Consider the following 15,841-nt stretch of genomic DNA (forward strand, 5'->3'; position numbering starts at 1 on the left):
GCTACCCCACCTTCCGCGCCGGCTCGGCGTCGATCGAATACCGGCTGGCCTTGTACGGCAGGCCCAGATGCGCGCGCAGGGTCTGGCCCTGCAGCTCGCGCTGGTGATAACCACGCGCCTGCAGGATCGGCAGCACCAGGGTCACGAAATCGTCCAGGCCTTCGCGCTGTGCGGCAAAACCCAGAATGAAACCATCGCTGGCACCGGCATCGAACCAGCGGATCAACTCATCGGCCACCTGCTCGGCGGTGCCGATGAAGTTCGGCCGCGGACTCACCGCCTCCAGCGCTACCTGGCGCAGGCTCAGTCCCTTCTCGTGCGCGTCCTGCTTGATGCGGTCGGTGGTGGAACGGAACGAATTGCTGCCGATGTCGCCCAGTTCCGGGAACGGCGCGTCCGGGTCGTACTGGCTGAAATCGTGATGGTCGAAGAAGCGGCCCAGATAGGCCAACGCATCCTCCAGGGTCGCTAGCGCCGCGATCGCCTGGTACTTGGCCTCGGCCTCCTCGGCGCTGCGGCCGACAATGGGGCCGATGCCCGGGAAGATCTTCACATCGTTGCCGCTGCGCCCATGCGCGATCGCCGAGTTCTTCACCTTGTGGGTGAACGCGCGGGTCTCTTCCAGCGACGGCGCGTGGGTGAACACCGCATCGGCATACTTGCCGGCCAATGCGATGCCGTCGTCGGACGAACCCGCCTGGAAGATCACCGGCTGGCCCTGCGGCGAACGCTGGATGTTGAGCGGGCCTTCCACCTGGAAGAAGCGCCCCTTGTGGTCCAGCCGGCGGAACGCCTCCGGCGCGAAGAAGGTGCCACTGTCGCGCTCACGGACGAAGGCGTCGTCGTCCCAGGAATCCCACAGTCCCTGCACCACCTCCAGGTATTCATCGGCAATCTGGTAGCGCAGCGCATGCTCGGGGTGCGGCCGGCCGTAGTTGCGGCCGGACCCTTCCAGCGGTGAGGTGACCACGTTCCAGCCTGCGCGGCCGCCACTGATCAGGTCCAGCGAGGCGAACTGGCGGGCCACGGTGAACGGATCACTGTAGGAGGTCGAGAGGGTACCGGCCAGCCCGATCCTGCGGGTCGCGGTCGCCAGCGCCGACAACAGCGAGATCGGCTCGAAGCGGTTGAGGAAGTGCGGGATCGACTTCTCGTTGATGTACAGCCCATCGGCGACGAAGCCGAAGGCGATGCCGTTGTCCTCGGCGGTACGCGCGATATCGATGTAGAACTGCAGGTTGACGCTGGCATCGGCCGGATTGGACGGATGCTTCCAGGCATGCATGTGGCTGCCAGGGCCCTGCAGCATGATGCCGAATGGGATATGGCGTGGGGTCGTGCTCATGGGAATCGCTCCTGCAGGTCAGGCCACCGCCGCGCGTGGCGCCGGCGACAGCAGTTCAAGGGATGCCAGGCGTGCGTCGAGGTCGGCCACCGGCGCATCGAGGATGAATTCGCCCACGCCGAAGCGCCGATGCAGCGCATCCAGTTCATCGCGGACGTGCTGCGCATCACCGGACAGCACGCTCGGACGTGTTTCCTCGATGCGGAAATCGGCCACGCCGACCTGGCGCGCATACTCGGCCGCTGCCTCGGGACTGGGCAGGTTCACCGCCTGCCCCGGGCCAAGGTGCAGCTTGTAGACCCGCAGCGCACCCACATGGCGTGCGGCCGTCTCGGCACTGGCTGCGGCAAAGGCGACCGTGGCCAGCAGTGGCGGTTGTGTGGAGGCACGGCGATAGGCGTCGAACGCGGCTTCGATGTGCGTCGGGTCGCCATCGAAGTGGGCGGCGTAGACGAAGCGCCAGCCGAGTTCGGCGGCCTGTGCCGCGCTCTGCGGGCTGGCACCGAGCAGGAACCGTTCCGGCGCCACCTGCGGAATCGGCCGCGCCTGCGCATCGGCGTGCGCGTGGGACGCGGCCAGCGTGCCCGACAGGAATCCTTCGAGGTCACGCAATTGCTGCTCGAAGTCGGTGAACGGCGGACGCCCGGCTGCCAGTGCGGCAGTCGACGCCGGCAGGCCACCGGGAGCCTTGCCCACGCCCAGATCGACGCGCCCCGGCGCCAGCGCCGACAGCAGGTTGAAGTTCTCCGCCACCTTGTACGGCGCGTAGTGGCGCAGCATCACGCCACCACTGCCGACGCGGATACGCCGGGTCTGCGCCAGTACCCACGCCGCCAGCACTTCCGGTGCAGGGCTGGCCAGCGTTGGGGCGGCATGGTGCTCGGCAAACCAGTAGCGGTGGTAACCCAGTTGTTCGGCGCGCTGCGCCAGCTGCAGGCTGTTGCGCAGAGCCTGCTCCGGCGAGGCGCCGTCGGCCACCGGGCTCTTGTCCAGCACGCTGATCAGGTAGCTCATCGTCGCGTCCTCGCTCAGGGGTGGGCCACGGGAATGCCGAGCAGGCCATTCAACGCCGCCAGGATCGGTTCGGCACCGGAGATGTACTGGCGATCCCGGTGCGCGCCACTGGCAAGCTCGCTGTGCACGCCTTGCGGCAGCACCAGCTTCGGCAGCGACTGGTCCTGCTCGCCGATCTCGGCGATCACCTCGCGGCGCGGCCGCGCGAAGCCGATGCGGCGCACATCCAGCTGCGCGTCGAGGCCGTCGATGCTCGACAACGCGCCTTCCAGCAGCAGGCTGTGCCGGCAGAAGAAGCGCTGCCCGGGAATCTGGCCATCCTCGAACTCACGGTCGAGCAGGAACAGGATCGGTTTGCGTGTTGCGTCCAAAGCCACGGGGTCGTCCTCATCGGGTCCGGCAATGCGATGCCGCTTCGATATCGATGCTAGTGATGGCGGCCACTGCCACGGCGCTGCCAGGCGACAATCGGCGGTCAGATCCGGCCACGCAGATGCGCCTTGGCCATAAGCAGAATGCCGCTGGTTATGCGCGCCACGGCAGGCTCTATGCGATGCGCCGCAGTGGCGCCGGCGCGGCCAGTGCCTGCACCGCCAGATGACCGGCGGCGCGCTCGCTGGCCAGCGCGATGCGCGCCTGCAGCGCTGCGCTGTGCACCCGGTCCCCTTCGAAGTCCGCCGCAGTGGCATACACGCCGATCGGCAGGGTGTGTGCCTGCAGGAAACTGAACAACGGCCGCAACTGGTGATCGATCACCAGCGCATGCCGCTCACTGCCGCCGGTCGCCGCCAGCAGCACCGGCGTATCCACCAGCGCCTCCAGTTCAATCAGGTCGACCAGGTGCTTGAACAGCCCGGGGTAGGAGCCGCGGTACACCGGCGCGGCCACCACCAGCAACTCGGCCGCCTCGATGGTCTGCAGCGCCTGCTCCACCGCCGGCTCGGCCTCGCTGCGCGAAAGCGCCTGGCCCAGCGTGCGCGCGATCGGCGCCAGCTCCACCACATCCACGCTGGCGTGCAGCCGCTGCTGCAGCGACTCCAGCAGATGCCGCACCAGCAGCAGGGTACGCGACGTCGCCGAACTGGTCGGCGACCCCACCAATGCAACCACCTTCAATGCAGAAGACATGACATGCTCCCTTGTAGAGCCGAGCCCTGCTCGGCTGCGCTTGCTCGTGTAGAGCCGAGCCATGCTCGGCTGCTGTGGGCCGCAACCTCAGAACCGGTAATTGATCCGCCCATACCAGAACGCACCGATCGTGCTCAGCACATCGCCGGTATCCCAGGTGGTTTCGATGCTGGCCACGTCGGTGGCACTGCGTGCGTACTCGGGCACCTTGCGGGTGCGCTTGTCGAACACGTTGTTGATGCCCAGCGCCGCACTCCAGCCCGCGCCCAGTTCCACGCCACCCGAAAGGTTGGTCACCAGCGCCGGCGGCTGCTTGTACTCCACACCGTTGTTCAGGCGCTTGATCGGGCCATACCAGGTGAAGTCCACGTTCGAGCGCCAGCGCCCGTTCTGCCAGCCCAGCCCCGCCACCTGCGTGTAACTGGGCGTGCGGAAGCGCAGCGCGTACTCACTGGACCGGGTCAGCAGGTTGATGTTCGGCAATCCCTGCAGTGCCGCCGGAATGTCGCTGACCTTCTGGATGGTGGTGCGGCCGACATTGGCCGCATAGTTCCAGCGCAGCTTGCCCCAGCGGGTTTCCTGGTTCGCTTCCAGGGTCAGCTCGACGCCACGCGTGCGGGTGTTGCCCACGTTGGTGAAGTAGCTGGCATAGAACGCATCGCCGGGCAGGATGCTGATCCCGGCCGAGCCCAGCAGCGCATCGATGGTGTTCTTCTGCGCCGCGCTCAGCACCGTGCCGCTGTTGTCGGTGATGCGCGCCGGGTCCTGCGCGTTGTAGCCGATCTGGCTGGACTGGCCAAGCTGGCCGCGGATGTCGATCTGGTACGCATCCAGCGCCAGGTGCAAGGCCGGGCTCGGGTCCCAGGTCACCCCCAGGCTGTAGTTGGTGGCCTTCTCCGGCTTCAGCGGCGTGGCCCCCAGCGCGATCGCGGCCGGCGAAGACACCTGCGCGACCAGCGTGGTACCGCACGGGCAGCTGCCGGTGGCCTGGTAGTACTGTGCACCCAGGCTGGGTGCGTGGAAACCATTGCTGACCGTGGCGCGCACACCCAGTGCATCGGTGAAGTCGAAGCGCGTGGTCAGGCGACCGGTGGAGACGCTGCCGAAGTCGGAATGATCTTCCCAGCGCGCGGCGGCATCCAGGTACCAGCGCGAAGTGATGTTGGTGGCCGCGCCCACATACACCGCCTTGCTGTTGCGGGTTGCCTTCACCGCGTCCGCCGTGGAGTAGCCGACGAAGGCCGCGGCACCAAAGCCGGTGTACGACTCCCACTGCCCCGCCCCGCGCTGGTAGCGCTCATGCTGGTATTCGGCACCGGCACTTACCTCCAGCGGTGAGGCAAAGGCCGCTACCTCGAAGCCGCGGCGCAGGTCCAGGTTGGCGATGCCCTGCTGGTAGTCCAGCTTTCCGTCATAGAAGTCGGTCGGCGCCCCCGGATAGGTCAGCGAGAAATTCGCCGAATCGCGCGTATACGTGCGCACCGTGCTGCGGTTGCCGGTCACGCTCGCATCGTAGTCCCAGCCGGCAATGTGCCCCTTCAGGCCGGCCGTGCCGGTGTACTGCTTCTCCTTGGTCTCCAGCACCGGCAGGAAGCCGTCGGGCCAGACGTTCAGCACGCTGGGCGCCTTGTAGGTGGTGAAGATGGTCGCCGGCAGGCGGAAGTTCTGGATCGCCTGCGCGGTGCGCTCGCTGGCGGTGGCGGTGGCATAGAACTGCGTGCTCTCGCCGATGCCGTGACCGGCGTTCAGCGCGAATGCCTTCAGCGCATAGGACGGCGAGCTGAGGATGGTGTTGGCCTCGGCATTGCGGCCGGCCTCCGCCGCGTCTGGCGAGGCCCCCGCCGGCAGCCGGTTGTTCGGCCGCAGCGCCACCCGGTTGCCGCTGGCATCCAGCGCCGGGTAGCTCAGATAGCCGTCGATGTAGCGACGGGTGCGGATCGCATGATGCTGGCGCGTGGTCTCGCCAGAGAGGTTGACGAAGCCGTCCTGGCCCCACGGCAGGCCGACATTGGCACGCACGCTGGTACGCGAGCCGTCGCCGTCGATGCTCTGCCCGCTTTCCACCGACAGGTCGCCACCGTGCGCCTGCGATTTCAGGATCACGTTGACCACGCCGGTGATCGCGTCCGAGCCGTAGATCGCCGATGCGCCATCGCGCAGCACTTCCACATGATCGATGGCCGACACCGGGATCAAGGCCAGGTCGGCCCAGGCATGGCCCGGATAGCCGCCGCCGTTGGCCCCGCTCACATAGGCGCTGGCATTGCGGCGCTTGCCGTTCACCAGCACCAGCGTGTAGCCCGGCGACAGGTTGCGCAGCTGGTAGCCGCGGATCAGGCTCTCCTGGTCACTCTGGTAGCCGCCGATCTGGCTCAGCGATGGCAGGCTGCGCTGCAGGGCTTCCAGCAGATTGGCCTGGCCGGTGGCGGCCAGGTCTTCGGCGGAGATCACATCGATCGGCGTGGAGCTGTTCTTCACCGTGCGCGTGCTGCTGCGCGAGCCGGTGACCACCACCGCATCCAGTGTGGACGCCGCCACATTGGTGGTCGCAGCAGTGGTGGTGGGCGCTGCATCGGCTTCCGCTGCATGGCTGGGCGATGCGGCGAGAACGGCTGCGATCAGGACGGCAAGGGAACTCAGGACAGGGCGGTGGGCGGCAGGCATGGGGGCTCGTGGGGGTGGGCCGGAGACACGCCTCCATTCAAGAGGCTGTTCACCCCCCACGACAGGCGTGATCGCGTCACCCGACCGTCATATCCGGCCACCCACATGACCGCTGGTAATGACGTTAGGTACAGCCCCGCCCAGGGGCGCCCGGAATCCGGATTGGGGTCGGATCCGTTCCCGGGGAAAGGGATCCGACCCCGATCCTCCCAGCACATGCCGCGCGGGCATCACCTCATGCCCGCGCAGCGCTCGGTGCCTCGCGCCGCCGCCCGTAGCATCAGGCCATGCCCAACCCTTCCGCCGACCCCACCGCGCCCCTCGTTGCCATCGTTGCCTGCCACGGCCAGGGCCTGTTCGAGTTCGGCTGTGCGGTCGGCCTGTTTGCCCCGGTACGGCCGGAACTGGGCGTGGCCTGGTACCGCACCCAGTTGTGCGCGGGCGAACCCGGCGCGCTGCGCCTGCTTGGCAACGCGCAGATGCAGCTGCCCTACGATCTGAGCAGCGTCGAGGATGCCGACATCATCGTCATTCCCGGCTGGCGCGAGCCCAGCGAGCGTCCACCGCAGGCCCTGCTCGATGCACTCAACCGCGCCCATGCACGCGGTGCGCGCATCGCCTCGATCTGCTCCGGCGCGTTCGTGCTGGCCTGGGCCGGCCTGCTCGATGGCCGCCAGGCCACGACCCACTGGCGCCTCACCGAAACGCTGGCGCGTGCATTCCCGCGCATCGACGTGCGCGAGGACGTGCTGTACGTCGATACCGGCAGCCTCATCACCTCGGCCGGCTCGGCCACCGGCATGGACATGATGCTGCACATGGTGCGCAAGGACTACGGCGCGCGCGTCGCCAACCTGGTGGCCGAACGGCTGGTGCTGGCGCCGTGGCGCGACGCTGGCCGCAGCCAGCGCGTCAGCCGCGCGATCCCCAATGGCGAGCCCTCGCGGCTGGCAAAACTGATGGAGTGGATGCGCCGCAACCTGCCCGAGCCGCACTCGCTCGGCAGCCTCGCCGAACAGGCCGCGCTCAGCCAGCGCACCCTGCAGCGGCAGTTCCTGGAAGCCACCGGGTTGTCCCCCATCGACTGGTTGATCCGCGAACGCGTGGCCTATGCGCGCGAGCTGCTGGAAACCACCGACCGCCCGCTGCAGTGGATTGCCGAGCGGGCCGGTTTTGGCTCGCAGGAATCGTTCCGCCGCCACTTCCGCGCCCAGCTCGATGCCAGCCCCACCGAGTACCGCAACCAGCATCGCGGCGGTCTCGGCGCCGACCGCCTGGTCGGCTGCTGAGCACTGCGTCCAGGGGCCGCACAGGAGGTCATGTGGATGCGGCATCCTGCAGCGCGGCCTGGCGTCCCCTGCCCGTCCCGGACAGCAGCTGCTGCACCCGTCGATCCAGCTCCGCGGCCTTGAACGGTTTGGTCAGGATCTCCATTCCCGGCTCCAGGTGTTCGCCACCTACCGCGGCACTGGCCGCATAGCCGGTAATGAACAGAACGGGGAGGCCCGGCTGCCGCTGCCGCGCGGCGTCGGCCACCTGCCGGCCATTCAGGGTGCCGGTCAGACCCACGTCGGTCACCAGCAGATCAAAGGGCTGTCCGGTCCCGAGCAGCGCCAGCGCTTCACTGCCATTGGATGCCTCGGTCACCGCGTGACCCTGCCCCGACAGCAGATCGCGCACCAGCCCTCGAATCGCGTCCTCGTCTTCCACCAGCAGCACCGACCGGCTTTCAGATGCCGGCTTCTGCAACAGGGCGGTCGCCTGGGGCGGATCGGTCGCCTGCGCCTGATCGGACTTCGGCAGGTAAAGGTGCATCGTCGTGCCCGCGCCCGGCGCTGATTCCACGTCCACCTGGCCACCCGATTGCCGGGTAAACCCGTAGATCATCGACAAGCCCAGCCCGGTTCCCTGGCCGATCGGCTTGGTCGTGAAGAACGGCTCGAAGACCTTCTCAAGCACGCTGGCATCCATGCCCGTGCCGGTATCGCGCACGGACAGGCGCACATAGTCACCGGCGGGCAGCCCGAGCCGTTTGCTGCGCGTTCCGGCCAGATGCTCGGTGCAGCTGGAGATGGTGATCGTGCCGCCGCCAGGCATGGCGTCGCGCGCATTGATGCACAGGTTCAGCAGCGCGTTCTCCAGCTGCGGCGCATCGACCCGTACCGCGTCCTCGAAATGCTCGAAGCAGGTTTCGATGCCGATGGAGGGACCGATCGAACGGGTGAGGATATCCAGCATGCCGCTCACCAGCGTGGCAACCTGCACCGACGACGGCGCAAGCGTCTGCCGCCGGGAAAAAGCCAACAGGCGCTGGGTCAGCGCGGCGGCACGATCCGCGCCCGAGCGGGCCATCTCGAGGTAGCGCTCCAGCCCATCCAGCCGGCCCTGCTCTACCCGCAGCTCCAGCAGTTCCAACCCCATCGATACCGCCGTCAGCATGTTGTTGAAGTCATGGGCAATACCGCCGGTCAGCTGCCCCAGCGACTCCATCTTCTGGCCCTGCCGCAGGCGCTCTTCCATCGCCATCAGCTCGGCGGTCCTGGATTGCACGCGCTCTTCCAGCGTCAGGGTCAGCTGCTGCAATCGCTGCTGGGCAATACGGCGATCGGTGATGTCCGATGCCGCCGCGAACCATTCCTTCACCCGCCCCTGCTCATCCAGCAGTGGCACCGCACGTAGCTGCGACCAGCGCACGCTGGCGTCCGGCAGCAGCGTGCGGTGCTCGACCTCAAGCGCGGAGGTGGACTGTCGTGCATCGGCAATGGCCGCCTCCACGGCGACCCGGTCATCCGGGTGGATCAGCTGCTCGCGCCACGTACCCGCCGTATCCCGCAACTCCGCCGCGTCAGCCTGGCGGTAGATCAGGTTGATCTGCTGCCAGTCGGCCGAGATGGCGTACAACGACTGGGTGGCGGCCGAAACCAGCGCCGCCAGGCGCCGCTCGCTCTGCGCCAGCGCATCGGAGGCATTCCGTTCCGAGGTGCGGTCGCGGAACACCACCACGAACCCCACCGCCTCGCCTTCGGTGCCACGCAGCAGCGTCATCGAGCCCTGTGCCCAGAATCGGCCACCATCGCGGCGGCGCAGCCAGCGCTCACCGCTCAGGCCACCGTCGCGCACCGTCTGTTCCATGTTGCGCCGGAAACGATCTGCCAGCAGGTCATCCTGCAGGTAGAGCAAGCCGGCATGCCGGCCCAGCACTTCGTTCTCGTGCCAGCCCAGGGTCTGCTCCGCACCGCGGTTCCACAGGGTGATCAGCCCATCCATGTCGGTGGCGATCATCGCGTAGTCGCGCGCACTGTCCATGATCTGCCGGTGCCGCGCTTCGGTCAGGGACAGGTGGCGCTCCAACGCCACCTGCGAGGTCAGGTCCAGGCCCTGCACGAAGATGCCGTTGACCCGCCCGGCGTCATCCTTGCACGGCTGGAACACCACATCGACGATATGCAGGGGCCCGGCACCCGGCTGCGCCACGCCGCTGTCATAGGCCACCTTGCGGCCGATATAGGGCTCGCCGCTGCGGTACACCTCATCCAGCAGGTCCACATAGCCCTGGTCCCGCGCTTCGGGCAGGGCTTCGATCAGCGGCCTGCCGATCACCTCGCGATGACCGATCAGTGCCTCGTATCCTGGGTTGACCAGGGCCACCCGATGCTCGGGGCCGGTCAGGAAAGCCATGAACAACGGCGACTTCTCGAACAGCGCGATCAGCCTTTCATTCTCGCGGGCCAGCCGTTGCTGGGCCACGATCATGCCGGTCACTTCCTTGGTCACGCAGAATGCGCCGGCCACCTGCTCGTCGTCCGCATACAGTGGCGAGAACGAGAACGTCCACCAGGTATCTTCCGGTTCCCCGTAGCGGCTCATGGCCACAGGCGCATTCTCGAAGCGCGACCCCTGCCCGGCAAAGGCACGCTCAATCGGCTCGCGCACCGCAGGCCAGGCATCGGCCCAGAGGCTGCGCAGTGGCGCGCCCATCGCATGCTCCAGGCGCGGCCCCAGAATGGGCGCATAGGCATCGTTGAACAGGAACACCAGCTCCGGGCCCCAGACCAGGTACATGCTCTCCGGGGAATTGAGCATCAGCTCCACCGCGCACCGCAGCGAGGCGGGCCACTGCGCCGAGGGGCCAAGCGCAGTCGCCGACCAGTCATGCTGGCGGACACGTTCAGCAGCGGCCCCCGTGGCACGGGGGAACACAGATCGACTCGATTGCACGTCACGTCCTGATGGGAGAGCGGGGGTCGCAGTGCCCCAGCGCCATTCAGGCGGCTGCAGGAAGTGAGACTGGCCGCGCCAATCTACGCGATCCGGGATACGAATGGCGTCAACAATCCCCCCGTTGCAGGCCGGTTGCAGCCGGCCCGCAGCAGCCGGGCCGCAGCAGCCACCCTACGCAGACGGCCCGAACCGTCTGGGCCTGCACGCTGCATCCGGCCGAGATAGCGGCGCAGGGTTCTGCCCGCCTGCCACGACGCCCAGGCCAGCGGGCAGCCGATACCATCACCGGCTGCCGCTGACCCGCCCGCTCAGTCCTCCTGCACCAGCCGGAACTCGCGCAGCAGTCCGCCGATCTGGGTCTTGTCCAGCTTGCTCATCAGCAGGTTGCGCAGGAACGCCGGCCCGGGAACATCCAGTTCCTTGCCGTCGCGCAGGCGGCCCGTCGCGGCCAGCAGCGAGCGCACGTCATAGGTGGAGTTGAACACTTCGGGCACGCCACGCTCGATGCCGAGCAGGGTGTAGACCGCCTCCATCGGCGTGCGCACCGAATATTCGGTGGTGAAGATGCAGTCACGCTGCTTCGATTCGGCGAACTGGCCGATGAACGCGAAGTTCACCGCCCCCTCCGGCACCACGTCCGGGCGGTCGCCGGCCTGGCGCGGCATGAAGAACGCAGTGATGTACGGCATCATCACCGGCACCGTCTTTGCACCCGTGGCGGCCAGTTCGTCGATCTCCTCCACCGGCACGCCCAGGTGGTACAGCCACTCGCGGGTGATCTCCTCGCCGGTGCAATCCTGCATCGGCTTCTTGATGTAGTCGCCCGGCGTGTCCACGAACAGCGAATACACCCAGACCACGATCTGGTCGCTGGGTTGGTTCTTGAAATGCGGCTGGCGGTTCACGGTCCAGCTCATCAGCCAGCGCGAGTCACGCACGCTGACGATGCCGCCGGTCACGACCCTGCCACTGAAGGGATCGCGCTTGGCGATCTTCTGGATGTAGGCCGGGATGCGCGCGTCCAGCGTGGTCACCGTCGCCGATTCCCACTTGGTCTGCGCGATATGTGCACCGAACACGTCCGGGCGGCCGAATGCAGGGTCCCTGGCCGCGATGCGCCGCCACAGGTCCCAGGCCGGAGCCGGGCCTTCGTCCAGGCGCGCGGCGGTCTGGTGGTCGCCATTGTCCGAGTTCTCGGTCAGCGAGCCGATCGTCATGAACAGCAGATCGTCCACGCCCAGGTCGACGCCGCCGGCCACGCCCTCGCGCGTCCAGTGGATACGCGTGGCCTGCTTGCGACCGGGCTGCAGATCGAAATCGACGTCGGTCACCTCAGTGCCGTACTGGAACACCACGCCCTGGTCCTGCAGCCACTTCACCAGCGGGAGCACCAGTGATTCGTACTGGTTGTAGCGGGTGAACTTCAGCGCCGAGAAATCCGGCAGCCCGCCGATGTGATGGATGAAGCGGTGCAGGTACAGCTTCATTTCCAGCGCCGAGTGCCACTCCTCGAACGCGAACATGGTGCGCCAGTACAGCCAGAAATTGCTGTCCAGGAAATCGCGGCCCAGCACCTCGTCGATGCGCTTGTTCTCCATCTCCTTCCGGGTGGCCAGGAACAGCGCGATGATGTCCTTCTGCGCCTGCTCGCTCAGGGTGAACAGGCCATCGGTGTGTGCATCCTCGCCACGGTTGATGGTGGCGCGCTGCAGCGAGTAGTTCGGATCATCCTTGTTCAACCAGTAGAACTCGTCCAGCACGCTGGCATCCTCGATTTCCAGCGATGGAATCGAGCGGAACAGGTCCCACAGGCACTCGAAGTGATCTTCCATCTCGCGGCCGCCGCGGATCACGAAACCCTTCTCCGGCACCTTCAGCCCATCCAGTGCGCCGCCGGGAATCTGCTGCTGCTCAAGCACCGTGATGCGATCTCCGGCCATGCGCCCGTCGCGGACCAGGAACGCGGCACCGGCCAGCGAGGCCAGCCCCGAACCGACGAACCATGCCCGCTTGCCATCGACACCGGCGGGCTTGCGCGGCCGCGCGAAGGCTTCATAGTTGCCACTGCTGTAATACATGCGCTGCTCCTTCCTGGAGGGGGTGATCAGGAACCGGCCGCCGGACGACACCGCCATCCGCTGCAGGTCATGGCCCTACTCTAGCGCCGAACCCGTGCAACCCTTCCTGTACGCAGGCTGCGACGGAGTGACGCAGCGGTGTCAGAGCCTGCGGCCCAGCAGCATGCCTGGCCACCCTTCCACAGTGAACGGTGTGATGCGCGTGTAACCGCAGGATTCATAGAAGCGCACCAGATCCCCGCTGCCGCCGGCGTAGCAGTCCACGCGCAGATGGTCGAGCCCGGCAGCGCGCGCCTGCTCATCGGCGAAGGCCATCAGGCGCCGGCCAATGCCACGCACGCGGGCGTCGCGCGAGGCGACCAGCACCCGCACATACAGTTCCGGGCCAGTCGGCGCCGGCACGTACGGCATCGACTCCCCCAGTGCCAGGAACCCACGCACCTCCCCGCTGTCATTCTGTGCCACCCACGCGCCCGGCAGCGCGCAGGCGTCGCTCACCTGGCCGATCCGGCGCGGCACCGTCGACCAGGGCTCGCCGCCCCACTGCTGCAGGTTGCCGATCGACACGAACCATGCGATCACCTCATCGAACAGCGCCAGCACCGCAGGTACATCGGCCACGCTGGCACGGCGGAGGTTCAAGGTTTCCTTTCCAGCTTCAGTCATGCATGCACTCCCTGACGTCCCGTAGATCCAGTAGTGCCAGGCCATGCCTGGCAGGTGCCCAGTGTATTGATCCAGTCCCCCACCCACCGGATTTGACATGCAGGCATTTACCTGCATATAGTCCACTCAAGGGCGGCGCTTGCCGGCCCATCGCGAGGAACCGGCAATGGTCGATATCGCACACAGGGTCGGCATCAAGGCCCCTTCAAACCAGGTCTACCAGGCTCTGGCCACGCCGGAAGGAGTCGCCGCCTGGTGGGCTGAAGACACCCACGGCGACCGCAACGCCGGCGGCACGGTCAAGGCTCGCTTCACCGCCCAGGGCCAGGAAATCGGCGCGATGGAAATGAAGCTGGAACAACTCATTCCAGGCGAGCTCGTGCTCTGGCGGTTCCTCGCCGGCCCAGCGGAATGGATCGGCACCCACGCGCGCTTCGCGCTGAAGCAGGAGGGCGACTACTGCATCGTCCTGTTCACGCACGAAGGCTGGAAGGAGCGCATCGAGTTCACCTCCCACTGCAGCACCAAGTGGGCGGTGTTCCTGATGAGCCTCAAGGCACTGCTGGAGACCGGCAAGGGCCAGCCCAATCCCCACGACGTCAGGATCGACAACTGGAACTGAAGACGCCCCGGATGAACGCAGACAAGGTCTTCAAGGCACTGGCCGACCCCACCCGCAGAACGCTGCTCGACCTGCTCTGCGAGAACAACGGCCAGACCCTGGGCCAGCTCTGCGAGCAGCTCGACATGGCGCGGCAATCGGTCACCCAGCACCTGGGCCTGCTGGAAGACGCCAACCTGATCAGCACCGTGCGCCGTGGCCGCGAGAAGCTGCACTTCATCAATCCCGTACCCCTGCACGAGGTCTACGAGCGCTGGGTGCGCAAGTTCGAGCAGCAGCGCTTGAGCCTGCTGCATGACCTGAAACGAGAACTGGAAGGAGAATGACGATGTCCGCAGAGTCCACCCGCTTCATCCACGTGATCTACATCGCCTCCACCCCGCAGAAGGTGTTCGAGGCCATCACCCGCCCCGAGATCGCCCGCCGCTACTGGGGCCACGAGAACGTCTCGGACTGGAAACCCGGCTCGCGCTGGCAGCATGTGCGCGCCAACGAAACACGTTCGGTCGAGCTGGTCGGTGAGGTCGTGGAAAGCACCCCGCCCTCGCGACTGGTCATCACCTGGGCCGCCGCCTCGCAGGCCGATAACCCGGACGCCTACAGCCGGGTCACCTTCGACATCGTGCCCTACCAGGACATGGTGCGGCTGACCGTCACCCATGACGAACTGGAACCCGGCAGCGGCATGGATACCGGCATCCGCCAGGGCTGGCCGATCGTGCTGTCCAGCCTGAAGTCACTGCTGGAAACCGGCAAGGGACTGGATGTGTTCGCCAAGCCGAACGGGTGACAACGCGTGGCGATGCGGCGGGCGGCGGAGCGCGATCCGCCGCCCGCCTTGCGCCACTACTCAGTCGGCCAGCCTGCGCGAACGCCCATAGCTCCCCTCCGCCTGCTGCTTGATCCAATCGGCCAACAGGCGCAGATAGCCCTCGGTGATGCGGGTCGACACCCGGTTGCCGTCGGCATCGGTGCGGAACTCGACCATGCCGTGATCGGTATCCGGGAACAGAAAGGTATCGATCGGCTGCCCCGACGCACGCAGGCGCGACAGGATGGTGCGGGTCGCCGCGATCGGCGCCGCCCGGTCCTGCTCGGCCAGCACCCACAGCAACGGCACCTTCAGGCGCCGCAACGCGGCCTCGGCGTCGTAGTCCCAGATCAGCTCCAGATTGTCGAAGCGGGCACGGCCGATACGGTGCAGGTCTGCATCACTCATGCGCAGCATGTCGCCGCTGTATTCGCCGCTGATTGTCTGCGCCCACGGCGCAGCTCCGATCTGCGCACGCACGTTGGCCAGCGCGGCATAGCCGTCGCGGAAATGCGTGCGCATCAGCTCTGCGGTCGCGTCTGACAACTGGCCCACCTGCTGCATCGCCGTCGCGTCCAGCTGCAGGCGATGTGCCTCATCGAACAGCTGCTCGCGGTCTTCCTCGATCGGCGAGACCACCAGGCCGAAGCCGATCGCCACGAAATCGGCCTGCGAACGGGTCGCCGCCAGCGGTGCGATCCAGCCGCCCTGGCTGCCACCAAAGTAGCCGGCCCGACCGAAACGCCCCGCTGCCAGCTCACGTGCCTTGGCCAGGGCCGCCGCCGCATCGTCAGCCAGCAACTCGAAGTTCTGGGTGTACTCGCCTTCCGAATCGCCGGTTCCCCGCTTCTGGTAGGCGAACACCGAAATACCCTGGGCCACCAGCATGCGCTGGTAGATCGCCGCCACCGCCATCGTACGTTCCGAGCCATGCACCAGCACCACCAACGGACGCTTCGGGTCCGCCGCGCCAGCCGGTTCAACCAGCTGCCCAACCAGCCGGGTGCCCGCACTGATGAAGGTCGCGTCGGTATCGCGGGTGCGCAGGCGCTGCCAGTGCTGCGTGGTTCCGGCGGGCGTCCTGAAGCTGACTACATCGCCGCTGCAGCTGACCGGTGCGTTGGCATCGCCGGTGGCACCGCGTCGCCCGTCCAGCATCAGGTAGCGCTGGCCCGCGGCCGGTGCCGCAGCGGCCGTGCCCAGCACCACGATGTTGCCCTGCCCGTCGCCATACGCGCTGGCCGTGCACAGCTCCGCCGCCGCCGCCGGCAGCGCGGATGACAACAGCACCG

The 15,841-nt window shown here is 67.2% G+C and carries 13 protein-coding genes; 4 read left to right on the plus strand and 9 right to left on the minus strand.

Annotated elements, in window-relative coordinates:
* Position 1 precedes the first annotated feature (1 nt).
* The 5 genes from Q0P60_RS13925 to Q0P60_RS13945 form a co-directional block, all read right to left on the minus strand.
* Positions 2–1,345 carry an LLM class flavin-dependent oxidoreductase gene (locus tag Q0P60_RS13925; RefSeq protein ID WP_294994453.1) on the minus strand — a complete coding sequence of 448 codons (1,344 nt, stop codon included), beginning with the start codon at positions 1,343–1,345 and terminating at the stop codon, positions 2–4.
* An 18-nt stretch (positions 1,346–1,363) separates the two neighbouring features.
* Complete coding sequence (locus tag Q0P60_RS13930; protein WP_294994456.1) at positions 1,364–2,359, minus strand: MsnO8 family LLM class oxidoreductase; 996 nt, start codon at positions 2,357–2,359, stop codon at positions 1,364–1,366.
* Between the two features lie 14 nt (positions 2,360–2,373).
* Positions 2,374–2,736 (minus strand): DUF3088 family protein, encoded by a 363-nt coding sequence (locus Q0P60_RS13935; protein ID WP_294994459.1) that lies wholly within the window; start codon positions 2,734–2,736, stop codon positions 2,374–2,376.
* Positions 2,737–2,905: 169 nt separating this feature from the next.
* Complete coding sequence (gene msuE / locus Q0P60_RS13940; protein WP_294994462.1) at positions 2,906–3,487, minus strand: FMN reductase; 582 nt, start codon at positions 3,485–3,487, stop codon at positions 2,906–2,908.
* An 87-nt stretch (positions 3,488–3,574) separates the two neighbouring features.
* Complete coding sequence (locus tag Q0P60_RS13945) at positions 3,575–6,151, minus strand: TonB-dependent receptor (protein ID WP_294994465.1); 2,577 nt, start codon at positions 6,149–6,151, stop codon at positions 3,575–3,577.
* Between the two features lie 287 nt (positions 6,152–6,438).
* Between Q0P60_RS13945 and ftrA the strand changes: the two genes are divergently transcribed.
* Positions 6,439–7,440, plus strand: a complete 1,002-nt coding sequence (ftrA, locus tag Q0P60_RS13950) for a transcriptional regulator FtrA (RefSeq protein WP_294994468.1) — start codon at positions 6,439–6,441, stop codon at positions 7,438–7,440.
* A gap of 28 nt (positions 7,441–7,468) precedes the next feature.
* On the opposite strand, the gene Q0P60_RS13955 is transcribed toward ftrA, so the two are convergent.
* From Q0P60_RS13955 to Q0P60_RS13965, 3 genes are all read right to left on the minus strand, one after another.
* Complete coding sequence (locus Q0P60_RS13955; RefSeq protein ID WP_294994471.1) at positions 7,469–10,234, minus strand: PAS domain S-box protein; 2,766 nt, start codon at positions 10,232–10,234, stop codon at positions 7,469–7,471.
* A 446-nt stretch (positions 10,235–10,680) separates the two neighbouring features.
* Positions 10,681–12,450, minus strand: coding sequence for an oleate hydratase (locus Q0P60_RS13960; protein ID WP_294994475.1), 1,770 nt, complete (start codon positions 12,448–12,450; stop codon positions 10,681–10,683).
* Between the two features lie 141 nt (positions 12,451–12,591).
* Complete coding sequence (locus tag Q0P60_RS13965) at positions 12,592–13,116, minus strand: GNAT family N-acetyltransferase (protein WP_294994478.1); 525 nt, start codon at positions 13,114–13,116, stop codon at positions 12,592–12,594.
* 166 nt (positions 13,117–13,282) lie between these two features.
* Here Q0P60_RS13965 and Q0P60_RS13970 point away from each other — a divergent pair, with 166 nt between their 5' ends.
* The 3 genes from Q0P60_RS13970 to Q0P60_RS13980 are packed head-to-tail and all read left to right on the plus strand — an operon-like array spanning position 13,283 to position 14,528.
* Positions 13,283–13,738 carry an SRPBCC domain-containing protein gene (locus tag Q0P60_RS13970; protein WP_294994479.1) on the plus strand — a complete coding sequence of 152 codons (456 nt, stop codon included), beginning with the start codon at positions 13,283–13,285 and terminating at the stop codon, positions 13,736–13,738.
* Between the two features lie 11 nt (positions 13,739–13,749).
* A complete protein-coding gene (locus Q0P60_RS13975; protein ID WP_294994480.1) occupies positions 13,750–14,064 on the plus strand; it encodes a metalloregulator ArsR/SmtB family transcription factor in 315 nt (104 codons plus the stop codon).
* Between the two features lie 2 nt (positions 14,065–14,066).
* Complete coding sequence (locus Q0P60_RS13980) at positions 14,067–14,528, plus strand: SRPBCC family protein (RefSeq protein ID WP_294994481.1); 462 nt, start codon at positions 14,067–14,069, stop codon at positions 14,526–14,528.
* Between the two features lie 60 nt (positions 14,529–14,588).
* Here Q0P60_RS13980 and Q0P60_RS13985 read toward each other — a convergent pair whose 3' ends face one another.
* Positions 14,589–15,839 carry an alpha/beta hydrolase gene (locus Q0P60_RS13985; RefSeq protein ID WP_294994482.1) on the minus strand — a complete coding sequence of 417 codons (1,251 nt, stop codon included), beginning with the start codon at positions 15,837–15,839 and terminating at the stop codon, positions 14,589–14,591.
* Positions 15,840–15,841: the final 2 nt, after the last annotated feature.

Origin of the sequence: uncultured Stenotrophomonas sp., from assembly GCF_945952405.1 — a bacterium.
GTDB lineage: Bacteria > Pseudomonadota > Gammaproteobacteria > Xanthomonadales > Xanthomonadaceae > Stenotrophomonas.